The sequence below is a fragment of the Amycolatopsis benzoatilytica AK 16/65 genome (genome assembly GCF_000383915.1).
Classification (GTDB): Bacteria; Actinomycetota; Actinomycetes; order Mycobacteriales; family Pseudonocardiaceae; genus Amycolatopsis; species Amycolatopsis benzoatilytica.
In genome coordinates, this window is record NZ_KB912942.1 from 5,810,272 (window position 1) to 5,833,715 (window position 23,444).

General features: G+C 70.6%; 27 protein-coding genes. 15 read left to right on the forward strand and 12 right to left on the reverse strand.

What is annotated here, in order from left to right:
- Positions 1 to 14 precede the first annotated feature (14 nt).
- Together AMYBE_RS0126750 and AMYBE_RS0126755 are read left to right on the forward strand one after the other, a co-directional pair.
- Complete coding sequence (locus AMYBE_RS0126750) at positions 15 to 1,439, forward strand: leucyl aminopeptidase family protein (protein ID WP_020662472.1); 1,425 nt, start codon at positions 15 to 17, stop codon at positions 1,437 to 1,439.
- Between the two features lie 88 nt (positions 1,440 to 1,527).
- Positions 1,528 to 2,322, forward strand: coding sequence for an enoyl-CoA hydratase-related protein (locus AMYBE_RS0126755; protein ID WP_020662473.1), 795 nt, complete (start codon positions 1,528 to 1,530; stop codon positions 2,320 to 2,322).
- Between the two features lie 30 nt (positions 2,323 to 2,352).
- Here the strand turns inward: AMYBE_RS0126755 and AMYBE_RS0126760 are convergent, their stop codons facing one another.
- The 4 genes from AMYBE_RS0126760 to AMYBE_RS0126775 form a co-directional block, all read right to left on the reverse strand.
- Complete coding sequence (locus AMYBE_RS0126760; RefSeq protein ID WP_020662474.1) at positions 2,353 to 2,916, reverse strand: DNA-3-methyladenine glycosylase I; 564 nt, start codon at positions 2,914 to 2,916, stop codon at positions 2,353 to 2,355.
- A complete protein-coding gene (locus AMYBE_RS0126765) occupies positions 2,913 to 3,368 on the reverse strand; it encodes an SRPBCC family protein (RefSeq protein WP_020662475.1) in 456 nt (151 codons plus the stop codon). The genes AMYBE_RS0126760 and AMYBE_RS0126765 overlap by 4 nt, the downstream gene beginning before the upstream one ends.
- Positions 3,361 to 3,690: a DivIVA domain-containing protein gene (locus AMYBE_RS0126770; RefSeq protein ID WP_020662476.1), complete on the reverse strand. Its 330-nt coding sequence runs from the start codon at positions 3,688 to 3,690 to the stop codon at positions 3,361 to 3,363. The genes AMYBE_RS0126765 and AMYBE_RS0126770 overlap by 8 nt, the downstream gene beginning before the upstream one ends.
- Positions 3,691 to 3,888: 198 nt before the next feature.
- Positions 3,889 to 4,794: a glucosyl-3-phosphoglycerate synthase gene (locus AMYBE_RS0126775; protein ID WP_020662477.1), complete on the reverse strand. Its 906-nt coding sequence runs from the start codon at positions 4,792 to 4,794 to the stop codon at positions 3,889 to 3,891.
- Between the two features lie 53 nt (positions 4,795 to 4,847).
- On the opposite strand from AMYBE_RS0126775, the gene AMYBE_RS0126780 reads away from it, so the two are divergent.
- The gene (locus AMYBE_RS0126780) at positions 4,848 to 5,522 is read left to right on the forward strand and encodes a lysophospholipid acyltransferase family protein (protein ID WP_020662478.1); all 675 of its coding nucleotides are present in this window, start codon (positions 4,848 to 4,850) and stop codon (positions 5,520 to 5,522) included.
- A gap of 40 nt (positions 5,523 to 5,562) precedes the next feature.
- Here the strand turns inward: AMYBE_RS0126780 and AMYBE_RS0126785 are convergent, their stop codons facing one another.
- Both AMYBE_RS0126785 and AMYBE_RS0126790 read right to left on the reverse strand, forming a co-directional pair.
- A complete protein-coding gene (locus AMYBE_RS0126785; protein ID WP_020662479.1) occupies positions 5,563 to 6,099 on the reverse strand; it encodes an LOG family protein in 537 nt (178 codons plus the stop codon).
- On the reverse strand, positions 6,099 to 6,884 hold the full coding sequence (locus tag AMYBE_RS0126790; protein ID WP_027928043.1) for an LOG family protein: 786 nt from the start codon (positions 6,882 to 6,884) through the stop codon (positions 6,099 to 6,101). Before AMYBE_RS0126790 ends, AMYBE_RS0126785 begins: the two co-directional genes overlap by 1 nt.
- A 352-nt stretch (positions 6,885 to 7,236) precedes the next feature.
- Between AMYBE_RS0126790 and AMYBE_RS0126795 the strand changes: the two genes are divergently transcribed.
- Both AMYBE_RS0126795 and AMYBE_RS0126800 read left to right on the forward strand, forming a co-directional pair.
- Positions 7,237 to 9,330 (forward strand): M4 family metallopeptidase, encoded by a 2,094-nt coding sequence (locus AMYBE_RS0126795; RefSeq protein WP_020662481.1) that lies wholly within the window; start codon positions 7,237 to 7,239, stop codon positions 9,328 to 9,330.
- A gap of 184 nt (positions 9,331 to 9,514) precedes the next feature.
- Complete coding sequence (locus tag AMYBE_RS0126800; protein ID WP_020662482.1) at positions 9,515 to 10,567, forward strand: chitinase; 1,053 nt, start codon at positions 9,515 to 9,517, stop codon at positions 10,565 to 10,567.
- Between the two features lie 193 nt (positions 10,568 to 10,760).
- Here the strand turns inward: AMYBE_RS0126800 and dapE are convergent, their stop codons facing one another.
- The gene (gene dapE, locus AMYBE_RS0126805) at positions 10,761 to 11,834 is read right to left on the reverse strand and encodes a succinyl-diaminopimelate desuccinylase (protein ID WP_020662483.1); all 1,074 of its coding nucleotides are present in this window, start codon (positions 11,832 to 11,834) and stop codon (positions 10,761 to 10,763) included.
- 42 nt (positions 11,835 to 11,876) lie between these two features.
- Between dapE and AMYBE_RS0126810 the strand changes: the two genes are divergently transcribed.
- The 3 genes from AMYBE_RS0126810 to AMYBE_RS0126820 all read left to right on the forward strand — a co-directional run bounded on the left by AMYBE_RS0126810 (position 11,877) and on the right by AMYBE_RS0126820 (position 14,384).
- Positions 11,877 to 12,317, forward strand: a complete 441-nt coding sequence (locus AMYBE_RS0126810) for a hypothetical protein (RefSeq protein ID WP_020662484.1) — start codon at positions 11,877 to 11,879, stop codon at positions 12,315 to 12,317.
- A 29-nt stretch (positions 12,318 to 12,346) separates the two neighbouring features.
- A complete protein-coding gene (gene dapD, locus AMYBE_RS0126815; protein WP_027928044.1) occupies positions 12,347 to 13,330 on the forward strand; it encodes a 2,3,4,5-tetrahydropyridine-2,6-dicarboxylate N-succinyltransferase in 984 nt (327 codons plus the stop codon).
- 100 nt (positions 13,331 to 13,430) lie between these two features.
- Positions 13,431 to 14,384, forward strand: coding sequence for a CHAD domain-containing protein (locus AMYBE_RS0126820; protein WP_020662486.1), 954 nt, complete (start codon positions 13,431 to 13,433; stop codon positions 14,382 to 14,384).
- A gap of 37 nt (positions 14,385 to 14,421) precedes the next feature.
- Here the strand turns inward: AMYBE_RS0126820 and AMYBE_RS0126825 are convergent, their stop codons facing one another.
- Positions 14,422 to 15,828, reverse strand: coding sequence for an FAD-dependent monooxygenase (locus AMYBE_RS0126825; protein WP_020662487.1), 1,407 nt, complete (start codon positions 15,826 to 15,828; stop codon positions 14,422 to 14,424).
- Positions 15,829 to 15,911: 83 nt separating this feature from the next.
- On the opposite strand from AMYBE_RS0126825, the gene AMYBE_RS0126830 reads away from it, so the two are divergent.
- Positions 15,912 to 16,532 (forward strand): TetR/AcrR family transcriptional regulator, encoded by a 621-nt coding sequence (locus tag AMYBE_RS0126830; RefSeq protein WP_020662488.1) that lies wholly within the window; start codon positions 15,912 to 15,914, stop codon positions 16,530 to 16,532.
- 181 nt (positions 16,533 to 16,713) lie between these two features.
- Here AMYBE_RS0126830 and dapC read toward each other — a convergent pair whose 3' ends face one another.
- The 3 genes from dapC to AMYBE_RS45495 form a co-directional block, all read right to left on the reverse strand.
- The gene (dapC, locus tag AMYBE_RS0126835) at positions 16,714 to 17,802 is read right to left on the reverse strand and encodes a succinyldiaminopimelate transaminase (protein ID WP_020662489.1); all 1,089 of its coding nucleotides are present in this window, start codon (positions 17,800 to 17,802) and stop codon (positions 16,714 to 16,716) included.
- Positions 17,799 to 18,119: a ferredoxin gene (gene fdxA, locus AMYBE_RS0126840; protein WP_020662490.1), complete on the reverse strand. Its 321-nt coding sequence runs from the start codon at positions 18,117 to 18,119 to the stop codon at positions 17,799 to 17,801. The genes dapC and fdxA overlap by 4 nt, the downstream gene beginning before the upstream one ends.
- A 110-nt stretch (positions 18,120 to 18,229) precedes the next feature.
- On the reverse strand, positions 18,230 to 18,403 hold the full coding sequence (locus tag AMYBE_RS45495) for a hypothetical protein (protein WP_020662491.1): 174 nt from the start codon (positions 18,401 to 18,403) through the stop codon (positions 18,230 to 18,232).
- Positions 18,404 to 18,450: 47 nt separating this feature from the next.
- On the opposite strand from AMYBE_RS45495, the gene AMYBE_RS0126850 reads away from it, so the two are divergent.
- Genes AMYBE_RS0126850 through AMYBE_RS0126875 form a run of 6 tightly spaced genes read left to right on the forward strand, consistent with a single transcriptional unit; the run spans position 18,451 to position 22,570 of the window.
- Positions 18,451 to 19,200 (forward strand): GNAT family N-acetyltransferase, encoded by a 750-nt coding sequence (locus AMYBE_RS0126850; protein ID WP_020662492.1) that lies wholly within the window; start codon positions 18,451 to 18,453, stop codon positions 19,198 to 19,200.
- Positions 19,197 to 20,189, forward strand: coding sequence for a 2-phospho-L-lactate transferase (gene cofD, locus AMYBE_RS0126855; protein ID WP_020662493.1), 993 nt, complete (start codon positions 19,197 to 19,199; stop codon positions 20,187 to 20,189). Before AMYBE_RS0126850 ends, cofD begins: the two co-directional genes overlap by 4 nt.
- Positions 20,125 to 21,531 carry a coenzyme F420-0:L-glutamate ligase gene (locus AMYBE_RS0126860; protein WP_211226857.1) on the forward strand — a complete coding sequence of 469 codons (1,407 nt, stop codon included), beginning with the start codon at positions 20,125 to 20,127 and terminating at the stop codon, positions 21,529 to 21,531. Before cofD ends, AMYBE_RS0126860 begins: the two co-directional genes overlap by 65 nt.
- Positions 21,528 to 22,055, forward strand: a complete 528-nt coding sequence (locus AMYBE_RS0126865) for an NUDIX hydrolase (protein ID WP_020662495.1) — start codon at positions 21,528 to 21,530, stop codon at positions 22,053 to 22,055. Before AMYBE_RS0126860 ends, AMYBE_RS0126865 begins: the two co-directional genes overlap by 4 nt.
- Before the next feature lie 9 nt (positions 22,056 to 22,064).
- Positions 22,065 to 22,211: an LPXTG cell wall anchor domain-containing protein gene (locus AMYBE_RS45100; protein WP_020662496.1), complete on the forward strand. Its 147-nt coding sequence runs from the start codon at positions 22,065 to 22,067 to the stop codon at positions 22,209 to 22,211.
- On the forward strand, positions 22,208 to 22,570 hold the full coding sequence (locus AMYBE_RS0126875) for a GntR family transcriptional regulator (protein ID WP_020662497.1): 363 nt from the start codon (positions 22,208 to 22,210) through the stop codon (positions 22,568 to 22,570). Before AMYBE_RS45100 ends, AMYBE_RS0126875 begins: the two co-directional genes overlap by 4 nt.
- 49 nt (positions 22,571 to 22,619) lie before the next feature.
- On the opposite strand, the gene AMYBE_RS0126880 is transcribed toward AMYBE_RS0126875, so the two are convergent.
- Positions 22,620 to 23,366, reverse strand: a complete 747-nt coding sequence (locus tag AMYBE_RS0126880) for an SGNH/GDSL hydrolase family protein (RefSeq protein WP_020662498.1) — start codon at positions 23,364 to 23,366, stop codon at positions 22,620 to 22,622.
- Positions 23,367 to 23,444: the final 78 nt, after the last annotated feature.

Genomic DNA, 23,444 nt, shown 5'->3' on the forward strand with positions numbered 1-23,444 from the left:
GAAGGTTGCTTGCTGTGCGTAACTCGCTACCACCCGTTCCCACGAAGCTGCCCGGAATCGAGGTCGTCGCCGCGACCCGCCGCGGGCTCGCGCTGGCCGTGCTGGTCACCCCGGACGAGGCCGAAACGTACGACGCGAGCGGCAAGACCGCCGAGGTGCGGGACCTGCTTGGCGACGGCCCGCGCTGGGCCGCCGGGATCGGCGACGGCGAGGCGAAGGACTACCGGCGCACCGGCGCGGCGCTGGCACGGACGTTCCGCGCGGCGGCCGAGGATCGTCCGATCCGGACTGTCCAGGTTGTACTGCCCGAAGACGCGACTGCTGAGCAGGCAGCGGAGTTGGCGACCGGGCTCTCCCTCGGCGGCTACCGGTTCGTGGTGACCACTTCGGAGCCGAAACCGCCGATGCCGACAGTGCGGCTGGTTGTCGCGGACGAGCGCGCCGTGCCCGCGTACACGGAAGCGGTGGACCGCGCCCGCGTGCTCGCCGCGGCCGCCGCCTTCACCCGCGACTTGGCGAACTCGCCGTCGAACGTGAAGAACCCGGCGTGGCTGGCGAACACCACCGCGAAGGTGCTCGGCGGCGCGGTCGAGGTGACCGTGCGCGATGAGAAGTGGCTGGCGGACAACAGCTTCGGCGGCGTCCTCGCTGTCGGCGGCGGTTCCGCTTCGCCGCCCCGCCTGATCGAAATGTCCTACCGTCCCCGCGGAGCGGCGAAGCACCTGCTGTTCGTGGGCAAGGGCATCACGTTCGACACCGGCGGCATCTCGATCAAGCCGGCCGACGGCATGCACCTGATGCGCACCGACATGGCGGGCGGCGCGGCCGTGATCGCCGCGGTGCGCGCGATCGCGGAACTGAAGCTGCCGGTGCGGGTCACCGCGCTCGTGCCCACCGCGGAGAACCACGTCTCCGGCAGCGCGTACCGGCCGGGCGACATCGTCCGGCACTACGGCGGCCGGACCACCGAGGTCGGCAACACCGACGCCGAAGGCCGGATGGTGCTGGCCGACGCGCTGGTGTACGGCATCGACCGGTTCAAGCCGGACCTGGTCGTCGACGCGGCGACGCTGACCGGGGCGATGAAGGTCTCGCTGGGCCTGCGCACCGGCGGCGTCTTCGCGACCGACGACGAACTGGCCTCCCGGGTGGTCGAGGCAGGCGCCCGCGTCGGCGAGGCGTGGTGGCGGATGCCGCTGGTCGAGGACTACGCGCACGGCATCGACGGCGAACTCGGCGACGTCCGGCAGACTCCCGGCGGTCCGGGCGGGATCATGGCGGCGCTGTTCCTGCGCGAGTTCACCGCCGGGTTGCCGTGGGCGCACTTGGACATCGCGGGTCCGGCCCGGGCGGACAAGACCTACGACGACGTGGTGCCGGGAGCGTCCGGCTTCGCGGCGCGGACATTGGTGGAGTTCGCGGCCTCGTACGAGAGCTGAACGCCACCTCGCCGCGCTCTCCCCGCTGTCTCGCGCTAATGCGAGACTCAGTGCCGAGAACCTGAGCACCCGCTTCCTAGGAGCACTCGTGACCGAATCCAACGTCCTGCTGACCGCCGACGCCGACGGCGTGCGCACGCTCACCCTGAACCGGCCGGAGGCGTACAACTCGCTGACGGTCGAGCTCAAGGAGCGCCTGATCGCCGAACTTCGGGCGGCGGCCGAGGACCCGGACGTGCGCGCGGTCGTGCTCACCGGCACCGGCAAGGCGTTCTGCGCGGGGCAGGACCTCAAGGAGCACGTCGGCCTGCTGCAGGCGAACGACCCGGCGCCGCTGCACACCGTCAGCGATCACTACAACCCGATCGTCAAGCTGATCACCGGGATGGCCAAGCCGGTGATCGCCGCGGTCAACGGCACCGCGGCGGGCGCGGGCGCGGCCTTCGCCTATGCCAGCGACCTGCGGATCGCGGCGGAGTCCTCCTCCTACCTGATGGCGTTCGCCAACGTCGGGCTCGGCCCGGACTCGGGTGCGTCCTGGACGCTGCAGCGACTGATCGGCTACGGCCGTGCGGCCGAGCTCATGCTGATGGCGCGCACGGTCGACTCGGCGGAGGCACTGCGCATCGGCCTGGTCGGCGAGGTCGTGCCGGACGAGGAGCTGGCAGCTCGGGCGCAGAAGGTCGCCGCGAAGCTCGCGGCGGGGCCGACGGTGGCGTACGCGAAGATCAAGAACGTACTGTCGGTCGCGGCGGAGTCCTCGCTGGACGAGGCACTCGCCGCCGAGGACGCCGCACAGACCGCGCTCGGCGGGACCGCGGACCACACTGAGGCGGTCGAAGCGTTCGTCACCAAGCGCAAGCCGAACTTCCAGGGGAAATAAGCACCGTCGCCGCGTGAGCGGGTACTGCGCTCACGCGGCGCGGAAGCAGCCTTCCACGTGGTCGTCGACCATGCCGGTGGCTTGCATGAGCGCGTAGCAAGTCGTCGGGCCGAGGAACGCGAAGCCACGCTTCTTCAGTTCCTTCGCCATCGCTTTCGACTCGTCGGTCACTGCGGGTACGTCCGCCATTGTGCGCGGGCGCCGGTGCTTCGCCGGTGCGAAGGTCCACAGCAACTCGTCCAGCGCCACGTCGAGCGACTCCATCGCGCGCGCGTTCTTCACCGCGGCTTCGATCTTCATGCGGTTGCGCACGATGCCCGCGTCCTGCATCAGCCGTTCGACGTCCTTCTCGCCGAACCGCGCCACCTTCGCAGGCACGAAGCCGCGGAACGCCTTACGAAAGTTCTCGCGCTTGCGCAGGATGGTGATCCAGGACAGCCCGGACTGGAAGGACTCGAGGCACAGCCGTTCGTACAGTTCGGCTTCGCCGTGCAGCGGCACCCCCCACTCTTCGTCGTGGTATGCCGCGTAGTCCGGTGCCGAGTTGCCCCAACTGCACCGGGCGACACCGTCCTCGCCCAGCAATTCCGTCATTGCTCCCCCATCGAGTAATTCTCCGCGAAATTCGCGAACTGCCGCAGCGAATGCCGGACGCCGAGCGCGAAAGCCGGACGGACCAGCGGCCAGCCAACGCGGCCGAGCAGGCCGAACGGCAGCTTCAGATGCTCCGCCCAGACCAGCGTGCAGTGCCCGCCGTCTTTGGCCAGCACCTGGAACAGGCCGGTGCCCTGCACGAAACTGCCCAGATGGCGCACCGCGCAGCGCAGCGGCGGTTCCCAGGCGGTGATCTCCATCTTGTCCGTGAAGCCGATCCCGCCGAACCCGGTGAACGCCGACAGCTTCGAGCCGACGCTGCGCCCGTTGCCCTCGATCACCCGCACCGACGTGCCGAGCATCCATTCGCCCTGGCGGGCCCAGTCGGTCAAAGCCAGCCAGGTCGTGCCGGCCGGCGCCGCGACGTCGACCGACAGCACCAGGTCACTCACCCGTCGGCCTCCGGTGCGCGGCCTCGCGGGGCTGCTGCGCGGCTTCGAGCCGGGCAACCCGTTCGCGCAGTTCGTCCAGTTCCACCCCGGTCCGGCGCAGCACCCAGTCCACTTCGGACATCTTGTAGCCACGGAAGACCAGCTGGAAACGCACCCGCCGGACGTCCTCGCCGGTGATGTCCTCGGCGGGCAGCCGGGTGGGCGAACTGCCCGGCGGCAGCGGGGCCAGCTCCTCGCCGCGGCCGAACACCACAGCGGCCAGGAGGAACACCACGGCGGCCACCAGCAGCATGACTACGAGGTAGATCAGCGCGGTCGTCACGCGACGATCGTGACACACCGCCAGAAGGAACGTCGCGCTAGCACGACAAGTCGGACCGACCGCAGCACCCAGGCGACGGTCGCCGGAAGCGTCGGCCTGGCGGCACTCGCCTTCGCCGGGCCCGCAAGCCTTCCCTCTCCGGTTTCGAGCAAGCCGTCCTCGGGCAGAACGGGCGGCACGGAGCTCGCGAAATTTCGCTCACGAGGTCCGAGCGGCCAGCACCTCCCGCATCGGCGGCCGATCCTGCACCGCGACCTCCGACACGTCCGGCACCCACTCCCCGGATACCTGCACGAACTGCGTGAACCGGGCCGTCTCCGCGCCCGGCATCCCGCACCTCGCCAGCGCCGTCCCGAGGATCTGCCGCGACATCACCCCGAGTTGCAGCAGCGACCGGTTCCGGTGCTTGCGGACCCCGAGGTTGACCTGCGCGAGCCCGTCCAGCCCGTACCGCTGTTCGGCGTCCAGCAACAGCCCGATCTCGACGCCGTACCCGCCCGCGAACGGCACCGACTCCAGGAACTCGCGCGTCGCGGCGTACTCGCCGCCGAGCGGCTGCACCAGCTCCGCCAGCGCCGGGCGCAGCGCGGACAGCACCGGGCGCGCCAGCAGCTCGGTCACCCGGCCACCGCCGGTGCTCTCCAGCCGCAGCGGTCGCCGGTAGAAGCCTTTGACCAGGTGCACGCCGTCCTCGGTGAGCAGCGGGCCGAGCAGCGACGGCACGAACGCCGGGTCCGGGTCGACCAGGTCGGAGTCGAGAAAGACGATCACGTCGCCGGTCGTCGCGGCGAGCGAACGCCACAGCACCTCGCCCTTGCCCGGCCGCGGGGCCAGCTCCGGCACCGCGTCCTCGCGGCGCACGACGCGCGCGCCAGCGGCCTCGGCCGCCTCGACCGTCCCGTCGGCGGAACCCGAATCTACGACCACCAGCTCGTCCACCACGCCGCCGAGCAGCGGGCGCACCGAGGCGACGACGGCGCCGACGGTCTCCTCCTCGTCCAGCGCCGGCAGCACCACCGACACCGTCCGGCCACGCTTGGCGGCCACGATGTCCGGGACGCTCCACCCGGGCTCCTGCCAGGTGCGACGGTGAAACCAGCTCATGGACTGATCGTGCCATGCTAGAAGCGGTGCCCGATCCTCCGGAGGGAGAACCCTTGCTGTCGCTGCTCGTCCGTTTCGTGCTCGGACCACTGGTCCGCGCCCTGTACCGGCCTCAGGTCGAGGGCGTCGCGAACATCCCGGAGGACGGACCGGTCCTGCTCGCCGCCAACCACCGGGCGGCGCTCGACACCGGTGTGATCACCTTCACCACTCCGCGCCAGGTCCGGTTTCTCGGCAAGGCCGAGTATTTCACCGGCAAAGGCATCAAGGGCCGGTTCATCGCGAAATCGCTCGACGCGCTGGGCTACATCCCGGTCGAACGCGGCAACGCCCAGGCCGGACTGGCCGCGCTGGAAGCCGGCCGCAAGGTGCTCACCGACGGCGGCGTCTTCGCGATCTACCCGGAGGGCACCCGGTCGCTGGACGGGCGGCTGCACCGCGGGCACACCGGCGTCGCCGCGCTGGCGCTGTCCACCGGGGCCAAGGTGGTGCCGGTGGCGTTGTTCGGCACCGAGGGGATCCAGCCGAACGGGGCGAAAATCCCGCGGCCGGCCAAGATCCGCGTCCGGTTCGGCGAACCGCTGGACTTCTCGCGGTATGAGGGACAGGACTCGTCGCCGGCGATCCGCCGTTCGGTGACCGACGAAATCATGTACGCGATTCTGGAACTGTCCGGCCAGGAATACGTGGACACCTATCACAAGCGGCCGGGCGAGAAAGCTTCGTAGGTGGTTGCCCGGCGAGCGCCGGGCAACCACCGGGCGGAAATCAGCCCGCGCTCATCCGGTCCAGCAGCGCCTCCGCGTCGGAATCCACGCTCAGCAAGGACCGCGTTTCCGGCCGCAAGAACCCTTCGCCCAGCATCTGGTCGGCGAACGCCACCAGCGGCGAGTAGTACCCGGCCACGTCCAGCAGCCCGATCGGCTTCCGGTGAATGCCGAGCTGCGCCCAGGTCCACACCTCGAACAGTTCTTCGAGCGTGCCGATCCCGCCCGGCAGCGCGACGAACGCGTCCGAAAGCTCGGCCATCTTCGCCTTGCGCTGGTGCATGTCTGCCACCACGTGCAGCTTGGTCAGCCCGCCGTGCGCGATTTCCACGCTGGACAGCACTTCCGGGATCACGCCGATCACTTCGCCGCCGGCGGCGAGCGCGGCATCCGCCACCACGCCCATCGTGCCGACGCTCGCGCCGCCGTAGACCAGGCCGATTCCCCGCTGCGCCAGCAGCTTTCCGACGCCGGCCGCCGCCTCGGCGTACTCCGGCGAGAAGCCGCGCGCCGACCCGCAGAACACACAGATCCGCATCAGTGGGTGTCCTCCCAAGCCTGGTAGGAATCCTGTACCACGCGCACCGCGTCGTCGATGTCGTCGGTCAGGTGCAGCAGTTCCAGATCTTTTTCGCCGACCTTCCCGCCGCCCAGCACCGATTTCGCGATCCAGTCGTACAGCCCGCCCCAATATTCGGTGCCGAACAGCACCACCGGGAACTTGGTGACCTTCTTGGTCTGGACCAGGGTGAGCGCTTCGAAAAGTTCGTCCAGCGTGCCGAAACCGCCGGGCAGGCAGATGAAAGCTTGCGAGTACTTGATGAACATGGTCTTGCGCGCAAAGAAATACCGGAAGTTCACGCCGAGGTCGACCCACGGGTTCAGGCCCTGCTCGAACGGCAGCTCGATGCCGAGCCCGACGGAGAACCCGCCCGCCTCGTTCGCGCCGCGGTTCACCGCTTCCATCGCGCCCGGCCCGCCGCCGGTCATCACCGCGAAACCGGCGTCGGCGAGCGCGCCGCCGAGCTTGCGGCCCAGTTCGTACTCCGGGTTGTCGCGCTTGGTGCGCGCCGAACCGAACACGGTCACCGCACGCGGAACCTCGGCCAGCGCGCCGAATCCCTCGACGAACTCGGCCTGGATGCGCAGCACGCGCCACGGGTCGGTGTGCACCCAGTCGCTCGGCCCGCGAGAGTCCAGCAGCCGCTGATCGGTGGTGCTGCCCTGGTCGCGCCGATCGCGCCGGAGCACCACCGGGCCCTTGTGCCGCTCCACCGGGCGCTCGGGGTACTGGCCGTCGGGAAACTCAGACTGTTCGCTCACCAGCCAAGCCTACGCACCGGGACACCCCGCCGGGCGGCCGCGTCGGCACCAGAGCGTGACGACTCGATTACCCAGGTTTGAACGCGGGGAACCACCGGCGGCCGCTCCTACCAACGGCCGGTTGTCCGTCAACTACCTACGAAAGTTGTCCGGCCCGTCCAGAATCAACGTTTTCGCTGCTCTGCGCGCTGATGTCGGGAATCTTCCCGATCGCGCCCCGAGTCCCGCTGGTCCGTTCAGCGCATTGACCGCCCTGGTGAGCCTCCCTTTACTCACTGTGTCCGCGGCCTGATCAACCCCGGCTCAACGCGCGTTGTGCTTCTCCCCGTCGTGTACCCCGAAAGGACTGTCGATGACGTCCAGAAGAGGGCTCGCGACCGGCGTCGCTTCCGTTGCCGGTCTCGCCCTGTCCCTGCTCGCGCTGCCGGTGACCCCGGCCGCCGCGACCCCCGCACCGCCCTCCGCCGACCCGCAGGCGGCCGCGATCGCGGCCGCCGACCGGGCGGCCAACGCCGGCGTCTTCGGGCTCAGCAAGAGCTCGGCGGAAAGCCTGCACCGAGTCGGCACCACCAAGGGTGACGCCGGGTTGTACTACAACGCCTACGAGCGCAGCTATGCCGGACTGCGGGTAGTCGGCGGCGACGCGGTGATCGTCGCCGACGGGACCGGCAAGGTCCGCGGCACCGATTCCGCCGGTGGCGCGGCCATCACGGTCGGCACCACACCGGCCGTCGACGCGACGAAGGCCGCGTCGGTCGCTCGCGCTCAGCTGCCGACGGTCAGCACAGTCGGCAAACCCGACCTGGTCGTTCTCGGCGGGGCGCAGCCGAAGCTCGCCTACGAGGTCGTCGTCAAGGGCCGCACCGCGACGGCACCGAGCAATCTGCACGTCTTCGTAGACGCCGCCACCGGCAAAGTGCTCAACACCCGCGACGATGTCCGCGCGGAGGCTCCGGCTAACGGCACTGGCGCCGCGGCCGCTCCGCGTGCGGCGGGCAACGGCAACAGCTACTACGCCGGCCAGGTCAGCATCGACACCTCTGGTTCGGGCAGCTCGTATTCGATGCGCGACTCGACACGCCCGGGCATCAGCTGCGGCCGCGAGGGCGGCTCGGTGTTCACCAAGTCCTCCAACTCCTGGGGCAACGGGTCCGGCACGGACCTCGAGACCGGCTGCGTCGACGTGCTCTACACCGTGCAGACCGAGTGGAACATGCTCAAGGACTGGCTGGGCCGCAGCGGAATCGACGGCAACGGCAACGGTTTCCCGGCGTCGGTCGGCCTGAACGACGTCAACGCCTACTGGGACGGCTCGTCCACCCACTTCGGCCACTCGCAGGACAACCAGCGCCAGGCTACGTCGATGGACGTCGCGGGCCACGAGTTCGGCCACGGCATCTTCCAGAACACCCCGGGCGGCGCGGGCTCCGGCAACGAGAACGGCGGCCTCAACGAATCCACCGGCGACGTCTTCGGCGCGCTGACCGAGGCGTACGCGAACAACCCGGTCGACACCCCGGACTACACCGTCGGCGAGGGCGTGAACCTGGTCGGCCAGGGCCCGATTCGCTACATGTACGACCCGAGCCGCGAGGGCGACCCGAACTGCTACTCGTCGTCCATCCCGAGCACCGAGGTGCACGCGGCGGCCGGCCCGCAGAACCACTGGTTCTACCTGCTCGCCGAGGGCTCGAACCCGGGCGGCGGCAAGCCGGCCAGCCCGACCTGCAACAACAGCAGCGTAACCGGCATCGGCATCCAGAAGGCCGGCAAGATCTTCTACAACGGCCTGCTGCACAAGACCTCGTCCTGGAACCACAAGGCGGCCCGCAAGGCCACCTTGCAGGCGGCGGTCGACCTGTTCCCGGGCAGCTGCACCGAGTTCAACGCCACCAAGGCGGCCTGGGACGCGATCTCGGTCGGCGCGGTCTCCGGCGAAGCGACCTGCTCCGGGCAGCCTCCGGCCGGCAACGACTTCTCGGTGGCCGTCTCCCCGGCGAACGCCAAGATCAAGCCGGGTGAATCGGCCAGCGCGACGCTGACCACCAAGGTCACCAGCGGCAACGCCCAGTCGGTCAAGCTGACCGCGACCGGCCTGCCCACCGGCGCGACCGCGACGTTCAACCCGGCCACCGTGCAGTCGGGCGGCACCGCGACGCTGACCATCGCCACCACGTCCGCCACCCCGAACGGCGACAGCAAGATCACCGTCACGGCGACGGGTCCGGCCGCGACGCACACCGCGGACTTCACCCTGACGGTCGGCGACGGCACCCCGCCGGCCGGCTGCACCGGCATCGAGACGTGGGACGCGAACGCGCTGTACTACCCCGGTGACGTGGTTTCGCACAACGGTCACCAGTGGACCTCGACCTGGTACTCGATCGGCTCGGAGCCGGGCGCGCCCGGTTCCTGGTCGGTATGGACGGACAACGGGGCCTGCTGAGCAGGCTGGTGAATTGGCCAGGCCAGTCGGGCGCGGCACCTCGCGCCCGGCTGGCCAGTGCCTGGACGAGCATGAGGTCCAGACCAAATCCGCCAATTTGTCTAGACCATACGATCGGCGGTAGGAATCCCGCCGCGCGCCGCTTACCGTTGCGCCAACACCGTTATCGGGGACGGGAGCCGTGATGTTCGGACGGAACTGGTTCGGGGCCGCGGTCGCGGTTGTGCTCGCCCTGCCGCTCGCCGGGATCTCTCCCGCCTCGGCGGCCGTCGCACCGCGAGACGACACATGCGCGGTCAAGCCCCGCCCGGCCGGGCCGGTGCTGCAGGGCTACTGGGAGAACTGGGACGGCGCTTCGAACGGCGTGCACCCGGGCATGGGCTGGGTGCCCATCAACGATTCCCGCATCGCCGCGCACGGCTACAACGTCATCAACGCCGCGTTCCCGGTCATCCTCTCCGACGGCACCGTCCAGTGGGAAGACGGCATGGACAGCACGGTCAAGGTGTCCACGCCCGCCGAGATGTGCGCGGCCAAGGCCGCGGGGGCGACCATCCTGATGTCGATCGGCGGTGCGGCCGCGGGCATCGACCTGTCGTCCAGTTCGGTCGCCGACAAGTTCGTCAGCACGATCGTGCCGATCCTCAAGAAGTACAACTTCGACGGCATCGACATCGACATCGAAACCGGGCTCTCCGGCAGCGGCGACATCACCTCGCTGTCCGCCTCGCAGGCCAATCTGGAACGCATCATCGACGGCGTGCTTTCGCAGATGCCGGCCGGTTTCGGGCTCACCATGGCCCCGGAAACCGCTTATGTCACCGGCGGGTCGGTCACCAACGGCTCGATCTGGGGCGCATACCTGCCGATCATCAAGAAATACGTCGACAACGGCCGGCTCTGGTGGCTGAACATGCAGTACTACAACGGTTCCATGTACGGCTGCTCCGGCGACAGCTACCAGGCCGGCACCGTCCAGGGCTTCACCGTGCAGACGAAGTGCCTCGACCAGGGCCTCACCGTGCAGGGCACCACGATCCGGGTTCCGCTCGACAAGCAGGTGCCGGGACTGCCCGCGCAGCCCGGCGCCGGCGGCGGCTACCTGAGCCCGGACCTGGTCTCGCAGGCCTACCAGAGCGTGCCCGGCCTCAAGGGTCTGATGACCTGGTCGCTGAACTGGGACGGCTCGAAGAACTGGACCTTCGGAGACACCGTCAAGTCGCTGCAAGGCCGCTGACCGCTGCGGGCCGGGGTGCCGCGCTCGTCGCCGCCCCGGCCTCAGCCCACCCGCACCGCCTGCCCCGCGCCCGCCCACGCCTGCCCGCGCCTGCCCGCGCCCGCTCGCGCCCGCTCGAGACGGCAGCCCAAGTCCGGGAAGGGCCCCTTCCGGGAATCCAAGTCCCTCAAGGGGCCCTTCCCGGACTTGATACTCAGCTCAGGAATCGACGCAGTACTGAAGCCACCTCGCGGATTTCGGCGGTCCGCACGTTCTCCTGCTGGGTGTGCGCGAGCGTCGGATCGCCCGGTCCGAAGTTGACCGCGGGCATCCCCAGCGCCGCGAACCGCGCCACGTCCGTCCAGCCCAGCTTCGCCGCCGCCCGGCCGCCCGCCGCGGCGACCAGTTCGGCCGCCGCCGGCGCGGAAAGGCCCGGCAGCGCCCCGGGCGACAGGTCCACAAGGGACACCTCGAATCCGGCGAACACCTCGCGCACGTGCGCTTCCGCTTGCTCCGGGGCGCGGTCGGGCGCGAACCGGTGGTTGACGGTCAGCACCGCCGCGTCCGGCACCACGTTCCCGGCCACCCCGCCGGAAATGCCGGTGGCCTGCAAGCCTTCCCGATACGTCAGGCCGTCGATCTCGACCGACCGCGCCGAGTAGTTCGCCAGCCGCCGCAGCGGTTCGGCCAGCGCGTGGATGGCGTTCTCGCCCATCCACGCGCGCGCGGTGTGCGCCCGCGTCCCGCTCGTGGACACCTCGACGCGCAGCGTGCCCTGGCAACCGGCCTCGATCACACCGTTCGACGGCTCCCCGACGATCGCCAGGTCGCCGGCCAGCCACTGCGGCAGCTCGCGTTCGATCCGGCCGAGCCCGTTGCGGACCGCTTCCACCTCTTCGTTGTCGTAGAACACGAAAGTCAGGTCGTGCTTCGGTTCCGGCAGCGTCGCGGCCAGGTGCAGGAAGACCGCGTCGCCGCCCTTCATGTCGACCGTGCCGAGACCGTGCAGCACCTCGTCGTCCCCGGAGCCGCTGCGCCGCGACGGCAGGTTCCGGTTCTCCGGGACGGTGTCGAGGTGCCCGGCCAGCACCACGCGCGACCCGCGGCCGAGGTTCGTCCGCGCGAGCACCGCGTCGCCGTTGCGGACGACCTCCAGGTGCGGGGCCTGCTCGGCCAGCGCCGCCTGCACCGCGTCGGCGAGCTTCGCCTCCTCTCCGGAGACGCTGAACACATCGACGAGGGCGGCAGTGAGGTCGGCGGGATCCGCGCGCAGGTCAAGCGAGGTCATACCGGCACCGTACCCAGCTCAGCCGGGGGCTACCGTGAAGGCGTGCGCACGCGAAGCTCCCTGGTCGCTCTCGGCGTCCTCGCCCTTGTCCTCACCGGTTGCTCCACCGAAGCCGGGCCCAAAGCCCGACCCGGCGCCGGCGACCCCGGGCCGGACGCGCTGCCGACCAAGCTCGAAGCGCTGTCCGCGGACTCCTGCTTCACCGCCCCGCAGTCCCAGCGGCCGAGCGGTTGTGAGAAATACGTCACCGAGGTCGGCAACGCCTCCGGTTCGGTGCACAAGCTGGCGAAATCCGGCAAGACGATCAACCAGCCGCTGGACGACGACGCGACCGCGATCGACCGGGCGGTGGGCGCGTTCCGCGGGGCCGGCTGCACCACCGTCGCCCAGGTCGGCGGCGGGTGCACGAAGGCGCTGTCGGACATCTCGCTCGCGCTGACCGAGGTCAAGCAAAAGGTGAACCAGCTGGCCACCACGGGGTGAACCGGCCCGCTTCGGCTACCGTGACCGACGTGAGCGAGCAGACCCCTGACCCCGAAACGACCGGCGCCGTCGGCGTCGGGCTGGCGACCGTCACGTCCGACGGGACGGTGCTGGACACCTGGTACCCGCATCCCAAGCTGGTCGAGGCGACCGGCACCGGCGGCACCGAGCGACTGACCGCCGAGCAGACCGCCGAGGTGCTGGGCGAGTCCGCGGCCGCGCTGCTCGGCCCGGACACCGACCGCGGTGTCGAGGTCGTCGCGGTGCGCGTGACGATCGGCAAGCTGGCCACCGCGCCCGCCGACGCGCACGACGTCTACCTGCGCCTGCACCTGCTCTCGCACCGGCTGGTCCAGCCGCACGGGCAGAGCCTGGACGGCATCTTCGGCCTGCTGGCCAACGTCGTGTGGACCAGCCACGGCCCGTGCCCGGTCGAGGGCTTCGAGCAGACCCGGCTCCGGCTGCGCTCGCGCGGCGCGGTCGTCGTCTACGGCGTGGACAAGTTCCCGCGCATGGTCGACTACGTGCTGCCCACCGGCGTCCGGATCGCCGACGCGGACCGGGTGCGGCTCGGCGCGCACCTCGCGTCCGGCACCACGGTCATGCACGAGGGCTTCGTCAACTTCAACGCAGGCACGCTCGGCGCGTCGATGGTCGAGGGCCGGATCTCGGCCGGCGTCCTGGTCGGCGACGGCAGCGACATCGGCGGCGGCGCGTCCATCATGGGCACGCTGTCCGGCGGCGGCACCGAGGTGATCTCGGTCGGCGAGCGCTGCCTGATCGGCGCGAACGGCGGCGCGGGCATCTCGCTCGGCGACGACACGGTGATCGAAGCCGGGCTGTACATCACCGCGGGCACCAAGGTCGAGGTCGACGGCAAGACGGTCAAGGCCCGCGAAATTTCCGGGATTTCCGGCGCGGTCTTCCGTCGCAACTCGGCAACCGGCGCGGTCGAGGTCGTGCCGCGCGGCGGCGTCGGCATCACGCTGAACGAGGCACTGCACGCCAACTGAACCACCTGGTCCAGCGGAAGGGTGCGCTCCCGGTTTGACCGGAGCGCACCCTTCCGCTCGTTCAGGCCACAGCGCCCGGAGTTCACCTACCATTAACCGGATGACCTCCGAAGCGACCAGCCGCCGCACTCCGGAACCGACGACACCGGTCGCGCTCGGTCTCGCCGCAGAGCCGGTGAAAGCGGGACCCGGCGCCCCGGCGGCCGCGCACGTGCGCGCCAAGCTCGACCACGAGTTGCGCGAGTTGCTGGCCCGCGAGCCGGGCACCCGGGCTGGTGCCGACCCGGAGGACCTGCACCAGATGCGGGTCGCGCAGCGGCGGATGCGCAGCGTGCTCAAGACTTCCGGCGGGCTGGTCGGACCCGCCGCCGAACCGGTCCGCGCCGACCTCGGCTGGCTCGGCCAGGCGCTCGGCGAGGTCCGCGACTACGACGTGCTGATCGGCCACCTGCGCGAGGTGGTCGCCGAGTTCGACGTCCGCGACCAGCCCGCCGGCCGCCGGCTCGTCTCCCGCTTCGTGGCCGAGCGCAGCACCGCCCGGCGGCGGCTGAACCGGGCGCTGTCCAGCCCCCGGTACGCCATGCTGCTGCAGAGCATCGCCCAGCTGGCCCGCCCCGCCGACCACGAGGTCGAAGCGCCCCCCGCAGATCGGCGTGGCCCCGCCGACCTGCGCAAGCCGTACCGGAAGCTGGCCCGCGCGGTCGCCGCGCTGCCGCCCAACCCGCCGGACGACGCCCTGCACGCGCTGCGCATCCACGGCAAGAAGCTCCGCTACACCGCCGAGCTGGCCCGGTCCGGTGCCTCGAAGAAGCGGGCCGCGAAGCTGCAGGAGCTGATCAAGGCGACTCGGAAGTTCCAGACCGTGCTCGGCGACCACCAGGACGCGGTGTTCGCGGCCGAGAAGGTCCGGCATGTGCTGCCGGAGGCCGACGCCGAGATGGGTTTCGTGGCCGGCCGGATCGTCGAGCACGAACTGGCCAAGCGCGCACGGGCGCGGGCGATCTGGCTCGACGTATGGCATCGGATCGAGAAAGCGGAACACGCGGTCGGCTGAGCTGATCTGCCCCGTCCGCAGCGCTCGCCTAGCTGGGTCAGGACACCGACCACACATAACCGTCCGGCCGTACCAGCACCCGCTTCCCCGCCACGCCCTCGTACGCCGCGTAGGCGTGCCCGCCTTCATCGATCAGCCCGTCGCCATCGGCCCCGGCCGGAAGAATCCGGTACGACGGCTGCCCGGTCCCCAGCTCCCCCTCGCCGAACACCAGCTCCGTCGCATGCGGACCGCGGAACAGCTCGAACAGCCGCACGGTCTTGCCGTTTTCGTCGACCAGCGGAGCATCCGGCGCCCGGTCCCCCGGCCGCAGCCCGCCGGCACCGGCGGGCGACAGCGGGCCGCCGCGATAGGTCAGATCGAGCTGCTGGGTCTCCGGACCGCGCTCGTGTGCGTCGTCCGCCCCGTCTTTGTACTTCTCCAGCAACGCGCTGCTCACGCCTAGCACGCGCGCCGCCACCGCGCGCCGCTCCGGTTCATAGCTGTCCAGCAGCTCCGGCGATCCGTCGGCGAGCTTCCAGCCGAGGTTGTACGCGTCCTGCACGCCGGTATTCAGCCCCTGCCCGCCGGTCGGCGGGTGGACGTGCGCGGAATCGCCGGCCAGGAACACGCGGCCCTGCCGAAACGCCGCGGCCAGCCGGATATTCGGCCGCCACACCGTGGACCAGGCCAGGTCGAGCAACCGGACGCTGCCGCCGGACACCCGGTCCAGGTGCGCCTGCAGTGCGGCCAGCGAGGTCTCCGCGTCTGCTTCGCCGATCGGCGAGCTGAACTGGAAGTACGGCGTGCCCGCGAGCGGGGTGAACCCGACGCCGGACATCGGCTCGTCCGCCGCGGCGAACCAGTACGCCGCGTCGTGGTCGAGCCCCTCCGCGGACACGTCGCCCAGCAGCAGCCGGATCGACTCGTCCGTGGTCCCCTCGAACGGAATCCCCAGTGCCTTGCGCACGAAACTCTTGCCGCCGTCCGCGCCGACCAGGTAATCGGCGCGCACCGTCTCGCCGGTCGACAGCTCCGCCGTGACGCCCTCGTCGTCTTGCGCGAGCCCGGTCAACTCAGTGCCCAGCTCCACTCGCACGCCCAGCTCGGCGAGCCGGTCCCGGAGGATCGCCTCGGTCTGCGACTGGCCGAGGAACCAAGCCCCCGGATACGGCACCGCGGGCGTCGGCTCGACCGGCGCGGCCATCCGCCGCACGGTGTCGAACCGCCCGTCCAGATACACCCGAATCGGATACGGCGGCGCACCCGCGGCGAACACCGCGTCCAGCACGCCCAAGTCCTCGAAAACCTCCAGCGTGCGCGGCTGCAGCCCGTCGCCGCGAGAACCGGCGAAGTACTGCTGCGCCTTCTCCAGCACCCGCACGCCGACGCCCCGGCGCGCCAGCTCGATCCCCAGCGTCAGCCCGGTCGGCCCGGCACCGGCCACCAGCACCTTGGTCCCCATCGCCCCTCCTAAATGAATATATATTCAGTGAATCTTGATTCATCATGGCCGCTGATAGCGTTCCGCGTCAAGGGAGGTGCCGGATGACGGCGACGAGCCGCAAGGAGAAGGCCGCCGAGACCGAAGCGGCGCTGAAGGACGCGGCCAAGCGCGTGTTCGCGGCCAAGGGGTACCTGAACACGAAGATCACCGACATCACCAAGGAGGCGGGCCGGGCCGCGGGGTCGTTCTACAACCACTTCGCGAGCAAGGAAGAACTGCTGATCGCGCTGCTGGCGGATCTGGCCGCAGCGAGCGATCGAGACGCGGCAGGCACCGACCACCTGTCCGATTTCAGCGATCCGGCAGCGGTCCGCTGGCACGTGCGGCACTACTGGAACTTCTACCGGGACAATGCGCCGACGATGCAGGCGCTGCGCCAAGCCGCCGAGGTGAACGACGATTTCGCGGCGGCCTACGCGACGTTCGGCGCCACCCAGGCCGCGGATGTGGCCGGCCACCTCGACCACATCACCGCGGCCGGGCTGCGACTGCCGGCGAATACGCAGCTCACGCTCGCGATGATGTACCGGCTGATCGACAGCTTCGCGCAGATGTGGCTGACGAATACGCCGCCAGCCGGCTGGACTCCGCCGACCGACGACGAGGCCGTCGAGGCGCTGACCCGGTTCGTCTACCGCGGCTTCACCGGCCGCGACTACTAACCGACAGGCCCGGCACCCACGATGCACGGGCTGCCGAAAGAACCCCAATGTGGCATTGGGTGCATCTGACGCACCGAATGCCACATTGGGTGCGTCGCATGCACCCAATGTGGCATTGGGGTGCATTGGGCTGGACGGGCGGCGGCGCCCGGGGGGTGCGGCGGGGTCTCAGCGACCTCGCTCAGCGTTGGGCTAGTCGCTCCGCGGCGGCCGCGATGCGCTCGTCGGTCGCGGTGAGCCCGATCCGCACGTGCTCCTTGCCGCGCGGTCCGTAGAACGTGCCCGGTGCGACGAGGATGCCGCGCTCGGCCAGCCACTCGACGGTGGCTTGCGCGGATTCCCCGCGAGTGGCCCACAAGTACAGTCCGGCGTCCGAGTAGGTGATCTCGAAACCGTTCTCCTGCAACGCTTTCCGCAGCACGGCGCGGCGGCCGCGGTAGCGCTCGCGTTGCGCCGCGAGGGCGTCGTCGTCGGTCAGCGCGGCGACCATCGCCTGCTGCACCGGCCGCGGCACGATCATGCCGGCGTGCTTGCGCACCTCCAGCAGCTGCGCGACCAGCTTCGGGTCGCCGGTCACGAAACCGGCCCGGTAGCTGGCGAGGTTCGCCGATTTGGACAGCGAATGCAGCGCGAGCAGGCCGTCCAGCCGGCCGTCGTGCACGGACGGATGCAGGAGCGAGACCGGCTCCTCCTCCCAGCCGAGCGAGAGATAGCACTCGTCGGACACCACGACAGTGCCCCGGTCGCGTGCCCATTCGACGACCTTGCGCAGGTGGTCGACGCCCAGCACTCGGCCGGTCGGGTTGGACGGCGAGTTCAGCCAGATCATCGCCGGACGGCGCGGGCCGAGCTGGGTCAGCCCGTCCGCGCGCACCACCTCGGCACCCGCCAGCAGCGCGCCGACCTCGTACGTCGGGTACGCCAGCTCCGGGATCACCACCAGGTCGCCCGGTCCGAAGCCGAGCAGCCGCGGCAGCCAGGCCACCGCCTCTTTCGAGCCGATGGTCGGCAGGATCGCGTCCGGTTCGACCCCGGTGATCCCGTATCGCCGCCGCAGCGCCGCGACCGCTGCTTCGCGCAGCTCGGGCGTGCCGTGGGTGGCTGGGTAGCCGGGGATCTCCGACACCGACGCGAGCGCGGCGCGGATCGAGTCCGGCACCGGGTCGACCGGGGTGCCGACGGACAGGTCGACAATTCCCCCGGGATGCGCCTGTGCGCGGGCCTTGACCTCGGCGAGCGAATCCCAGGGGAAGTCCGGCAGCTTGATCATTCGCCCTGCGGGGGCAGAGCCTTGATGAAGGCCGGGTCGTTCTTGGTCACGCCGACCTTGGACGCGCCGCCGGGCGAGCCGAGCTCGTTGAAGAAGTCGACGTTCGCCTTGGTGTAGTCGGACCAGTTGTCCGGGACGTCGTCCTCGTAGTAGATGGCCTCGACCGGGCAGACCGGCTCGCAGGCGCCGCAGTCCACACACTCGTCCGGGTGGATGTACAACATCCGCTCGCCCTCGTAGATGCAGTCCACGGGGCACTCGTCGATACACGCCTTGTCGAGCACGTCGACGCAGGGCTCGGCGATCACGTAGGTCACTGCGTACTCCTGGCTTTCTCCTGCTGGGCCGGTCGGTGCGGACATTACGCGCTTCCCGCGCCCTCGGTGGTGGTTAGGCGACCCTTATCCAGGTGCTGGGAGGACGCCGTTCAGCGGTCCCGGCGGCGTGGCTTCGGCGCGTTGCGGGAGTCCCCGGTGATGGTGAATCCGGGAGCGGCGGGCTTTCCGTCCTCGCGTTTCTCCTCGAGCGTGCGCTTGAAGCCGTCGGCGATCTCGTCGACCAGGTCGTCGTTGTGCCGGTCGTCCTTGCGCGCGTAGCTCATGGGGTTCTCCTGCGGAACGGGACAGCTCTCTCCGTCACAATCTAACCGTGAACGCCGCCGAAAAGCTCGAAATCGTGTGCGCGAAAGCGTGGCCGGCACTGGTCGAAGAACCGCTCGGGGAATGGGTGCTGCGCTGGGCGGACGGCTTCACCGGGCGTGCGAACAGCGCACTCGCGATCGGCGACCCGGGCCGCCCGGTCTCCGACGCGCTGCGAGCGGTGTGTGACTTCGCCCACGCCCGGCGCATTCCGCCCGCCGTTCAAGTGGTCGAGAACAGCCGTCTGGAACGGGCGGTGGCCGCCGCGGGCTGGCGCGAGCGGGTCGAGCACTCCGCCGGGCACCAGGTCGTGGTGCTGACCGGCCCGCTGCCGTCCGGGCCGGCCGGCGGCGCCGAGGTGCTGGACCAGCCGACGCCCGAGTGGTGGGAGCTGGCCGAGGGCACCGCCGAGCCCGGTCCCGCCCAGCGGCACGTCGTGACCACCGGAAAGGTCGGGTACGGCGTGGTGCTGGCGGACGGCACCACTGCGGGCGCGGTGCGCGGCGCGCTAGTGGACGGCTGGTTGCACGTCGGACGGCTCGCCGTCTCGCCCGCGTTCCGCCGGCGCGGGCTGGCCACCACGGCGCTCAACGCACTCGCCGATTGGGGCCGCGGGCACGGGGCCGAGCGGTGGGTGCTGCAGGTGGCGGCGGGCAACGCCGGAGCGCTGGCGTTGTATTCCGGGTTGGGCTGTTCGGAGCACCACAGGTACCGGTACTGGGGCCCGGCGCCGCGGACGTGCGAGGATCGCGAACCGTGAAGATCGTCGTACTGGTGGGCGGGGTGGGCGGCGCCCGGTTCCTGCTCGGGGTCAAGACCGCACTCGGACTGCCCGCGATCGGCGCCGGCGAGTCGCCGCACGAGATCACGGCGCTGGTCAACACCGGCGACGACGTGTGGATGCACGGCCTGCGCATCTGCCCGGACCTGGACACCTGCATGTACACCCTCGGCGGTGGCATCGACACCGAACGCGGCTGGGGCCACGCGGGCGAGACCTGGACCGTCAAGGAGGAGCTCGCCGCCTACGGCGCCGAGCCGACCTGGTTCGGGCTGGGCGACAAGGACATCGCCACGCACCTGATCCGGTCGCGGATGCTGCGCGCGGGCTATCCGCTGTCCCAGGTCACCGAGGCGCTGTGCGACCGCTGGCAGCCCGGCGTGCGGCTGCTGCCGATGTCGGACGACCGGGTCGAGACGCACGTCGTGATCGACGACCCGGAGCAGCCGGGCCAGCAGAAGGCCGTGCACTTCCAGGAGTGGTGGGTGCGCTACCGGGCGGGCGTGCCCGCGCATTCGATCGTCGCGGTCGGCAACGACGAGGCCAAGCCGGGCCCCGGCGTGCGGGAAGCGCTGGCCGAAGCGGACGTCGTGCTGTTCGCGCCGTCGAATCCGGTCGTCTCGGTCGGCACCACGCTGGGCGTGCCCGGGGTGCGCGAGGCGCTGCGGAAGTCGCGGGCCAAGGTCGTCGGGATCTCGCCGATCATCGGCGGGAAAGCATTGCGAGGCATGGCGGACGCGTGTCTCACCGCGATCGACGTGGAGACCTCGGCCGAGGCGGTCGGCCGGCACTACGGCGCGCGGTCCGAGGGCGGCGTGCTCGACGGCTGGCTGGTCGCGCCGGAAGACCACGAGGTGACCGTGCCGGGCGTCGAAGTGCGCGCGGTGCCGCTGCTCATGTCCGATGTGGACGCGACCGCGGACATGGTCCGCGCGGCGCTCGACGTTGCGGGAGTTTCCGTTGACTGATTCACCGGCTGACCACGCTTCGTCGAAGATCGAGATCCTGCCGGTCCCCGGTCTGCCGGAGTTTCGTCCCGGCGACGATCTGACTGGCGCGATCGTGTCCGCCGCGCCCTGGCTGCGGTCGGGCGACGTCGTCGTGGTGACGAGCAAGGCCTTCTCAAAGATCGAAGGTCGGCTCGTCCGCGTGCCGAGCGAGCCCGAGGCCCGCGACGCGGCCCGTCGCGAACTGATCGAGCAGGAATCGGTGCGCGTGGTCGCGCGGATCGCCCGGACGGTGATCACCGAGAACAACCTCGGCATCGTGCAGGCGGCGGCCGGGATCGACGCGTCGAACGTGCGCGGCGACGAGGTGGCGTTGCTGCCCGCGGATCCGGACGCGTCCGCGTTGGCGCTGCGCAACGGATTGCGGGAACGGCTGGGCGTCGAGGTGGCGGTGCTCGTCACCGACACGATGGGCCGCGCCTGGCGGGTCGGCCAGACCGACGCCGCGATCGGCGCGTCCGGCCTGCGGGTGCTGCACGGCTACGCCGGTCAGATCGATTCGCAGGGCAATGAGCTGGCAGTGACCGAGATCGCGGTCGCCGACGAGATCGCCGCCGCGGCGGACCTGGTCAAGGGCAAGCTCGGCGGACTGCCGGTCGCGGTCGTGCGCGGCCTCGACATCCGCGACGACGGCAGCACCGCGCGCGACCTCATCCGCCCGGTCGACGAAGACCTCTTCCGGCTGGGCACCAACGAATCCATCGCGCAAGGCCGCCGCGAAGCGGTGCCGCACCGGCGTTCGGTCCGGCAGTTCGGCGACGAACCGGTCGACCCGGAGGCCATGCGCCGCGCGGTGGCGTCCGCGCTGACCGCGCCCGCGCCGCACCACACGCACCCGGTGCGGTTTCTCTGGCTGCGCGACGAGGGTTTGCGCCGCAAGCTTCTCGACGCGATGCGCGACTCCTGGGAAGCCGACCTGACCGGCGACGGCTTCCCTCCGGAGCAGATCGCGAAACGCTTGTCCCGTGGCGACATTCTCTACCGCGCTCCGGAAATCGTGATTCCGTTCCTGCTGTCGGAAGGGATGCACACCTACCGCGACGAGCGCCGGAACCGGCACGAGAACACCATGTTCACCGTCGCCGCCGGGGCCGCCGTGCAGGGCCTGCTGGTCGCCCTCGCCGCCGAAGAACTCGGCTCCTGCTGGATCGGCTCGACCATCTTCGCCGCCGACCTGGTCCGGTCCACTTTGGACCTGGAGGACGACTGGCGTCCGCTCGGCGCGATCGCCGTCGGGCACCCGGCCGCACCAGCGCCCGCCCGTGGCCCGCTCACCACCGGCGATTGGCTGATCGAACGATGACCCTGCACGAATCCGCGATCGCCGCGCTCGCCCAGTGGACGCCCTCGACGGCCCCGCAAGAGTCGCTCCGGCAAGCGTTCCTCGGCTTCCTGGCTACGCGTCCGGACACCTGCCAGCGCTCCTGCGAGGCGGGCCACCTCACCGCGTCCGCGGTGGTGCTCGACTCGACCGGCACCCAGGTCCTGCTGACCCTGCACCCGCGCGTCGGCCGCTGGCTGCAGCTGGGCGGGCACTGCGAACCCGCCGACGCGTCCCTCGCCGAGGCCGCGCTGCGCGAAGCGACCGAAGAGTCCGGCATGACCGGCCTGGTCATCGGCGACTCGCCGGTCCACCTGGACGTCCACCCGATCACCTGCTCGCTGGGCGTGCCGACCCGGCACTTCGATGTCCGCTACGCCGTGCACGCCCCGCCCGGTGCGGAACCGGTGCGCAGCGACGAATCCGACGACCTGCGCTGGTGGCCGGCCGACGCGCTGCCTGCCGGTTCGGAGGATCTGGCCGATCTCATCGCCGCCGCCCGTTAACCTGGGCCGATGTATTTGGCGCGACCGCACCTGCACCCGGGGGACACCGGCGGTTACGTCAGCGGATGGGTGGTGCTGATCGGCTTCGCGGTCGCGTTCGCATCGCTGGCGCTGGCCGTGGCGGTCAGCGTCCGACGGAAACGGCGGAAACGATGACCATCAGCTACGACCCGGATTCGCCAGTCCCGCCGTACGAGCAGGTGCGCACGTCGCTGGCGGGCCAGATCAACGACGGCACGCTGGCGGTGGGCACGAAACTGCCGACCGTGCGCGGGCTCGCCGCGGAACTGGGCATCGCGCCGAACACCGTGGCGCGCGCGTACCGGGAACTGGAAGAGACCGGCCTGCTGGAAACCCGCGGCAGGGCAGGCACGTTCGTCGGAGCGACCGGCGACGAAGCACTGGCCCGCGCCCAGGAAGCAGCCGCGACGTACGCCGCGGTGATCCGGGCGCTGGGGCTGTCGGCGGACCAGGGCGAGGCGATAGCCGCCGCCGCGCTGCGGGGGAAGCCTTAACGGAGGACCCGCCGGGTGCGAGGGCACCCGGCGGCTGGCCGCGAGACTGTCAGCAGCCTTTGAAGCGTTTGTCTCCCGACCACCCGGTGTTGGCCCACGTGCTCGCGGCGGCCGGGGTGAACCCGGGAAGCAGGCCGGTGAGGTTCGGCAACAGCCAGCTGGTGAAGCGGGCAGCGCCCTGCGGGCAGGTATGGATGCCGTCGGCGCTGCGGTCGGCCTTGCCGTCCCTGGTCTGCTGGTAGGTCGGTCCCCACACCGCGGTGGCGTCGAGGAACACCGCTTTGCCACCGGAACCGTCCGCGACCGTCTTGGCGACCGCGGCGGTGCGCTGCAAATCGGCCACGTGCGGCTGGTAGAACTCGTCCGCCTTGATCGGCGGCATCGAAACGAACGCCAGCTTCGCCCCGGTACCGGACACCGTGTCGAGAAGCTTCGTATAGGCGGCCTGCTGTTCGGCTTGGGTGCCCCAGTCGTAGGAAGCGATCTGGTAGACCACCACGGTCGGTTTGGCGGTGGCGAGCTGGCCAGGCAGCTGCTCCCAGTTCTTGTCGGAGAACGGCCCCACCACGTTCCCGCCGCCGGCGGCGGCGAGCGACTCGAAACCGACGCCGCTGGCCTGGAACGCGGCGGTCAACGGCAGCGCCTCGCCCGCCGCGACGGAATCTCCGAGCAACACCACTTTGGACTGCCCGGAGGCGTTCGGGGCCGGAGCCTCGGAGGCGGAGGTACCGGAACAGGCCGCGACGGGCAGCAGCAGACCGGCAAGACAGAGCACGATTTTTCGGGTTTTGATCACGGTGGCGACTCTGCCTCCGCAATGTCGCGGCGATTGCGCCGCTCTGTCGCGATCGTGTCGCAGAGCCTTCGCCGGACT

Coding starts and splice junctions, on each gene's coding strand:
- AMYBE_RS0126865 (WP_020662495.1), top strand. CDS start 21,528: ATGACCCTGCACGAATCCGCGATCGCCGCGCTCGCCCAGTGGACGCCC.
- dapE (WP_020662483.1), bottom strand. CDS start 11,834: ATGACCTCGCTTGACCTGCGCGCGGATCCCGCCGACCTCACTGCCGCC.
- AMYBE_RS0126830 (WP_020662488.1), top strand. CDS start 15,912: ATGACGGCGACGAGCCGCAAGGAGAAGGCCGCCGAGACCGAAGCGGCG.
- AMYBE_RS45100 (WP_020662496.1), top strand. CDS start 22,065: ATGTATTTGGCGCGACCGCACCTGCACCCGGGGGACACCGGCGGTTAC.
- AMYBE_RS0126775 (WP_020662477.1), bottom strand. CDS start 4,794: ATGAGCTGGTTTCACCGTCGCACCTGGCAGGAGCCCGGGTGGAGCGTC.
- AMYBE_RS0126860 (WP_211226857.1), top strand. CDS start 20,125: ATGTGGACGCGACCGCGGACATGGTCCGCGCGGCGCTCGACGTTGCGG.
- AMYBE_RS0126795 (WP_020662481.1), top strand. CDS start 7,237: ATGACGTCCAGAAGAGGGCTCGCGACCGGCGTCGCTTCCGTTGCCGGT.
- AMYBE_RS0126875 (WP_020662497.1), top strand. CDS start 22,208: ATGACCATCAGCTACGACCCGGATTCGCCAGTCCCGCCGTACGAGCAG.
- AMYBE_RS0126785 (WP_020662479.1), bottom strand. CDS start 6,099: ATGCGGATCTGTGTGTTCTGCGGGTCGGCGCGCGGCTTCTCGCCGGAG.
- dapC (WP_020662489.1), bottom strand. CDS start 17,802: ATGATCAAGCTGCCGGACTTCCCCTGGGATTCGCTCGCCGAGGTCAAG.
- AMYBE_RS45495 (WP_020662491.1), bottom strand. CDS start 18,403: ATGAGCTACGCGCGCAAGGACGACCGGCACAACGACGACCTGGTCGAC.
- AMYBE_RS0126760 (WP_020662474.1), bottom strand. CDS start 2,916: ATGACGGAATTGCTGGGCGAGGACGGTGTCGCCCGGTGCAGTTGGGGC.
- AMYBE_RS0126820 (WP_020662486.1), top strand. CDS start 13,431: ATGACCTCCGAAGCGACCAGCCGCCGCACTCCGGAACCGACGACACCG.
- AMYBE_RS0126800 (WP_020662482.1), top strand. CDS start 9,515: ATGTTCGGACGGAACTGGTTCGGGGCCGCGGTCGCGGTTGTGCTCGCC.
- AMYBE_RS0126825 (WP_020662487.1), bottom strand. CDS start 15,828: ATGGGGACCAAGGTGCTGGTGGCCGGTGCCGGGCCGACCGGGCTGACG.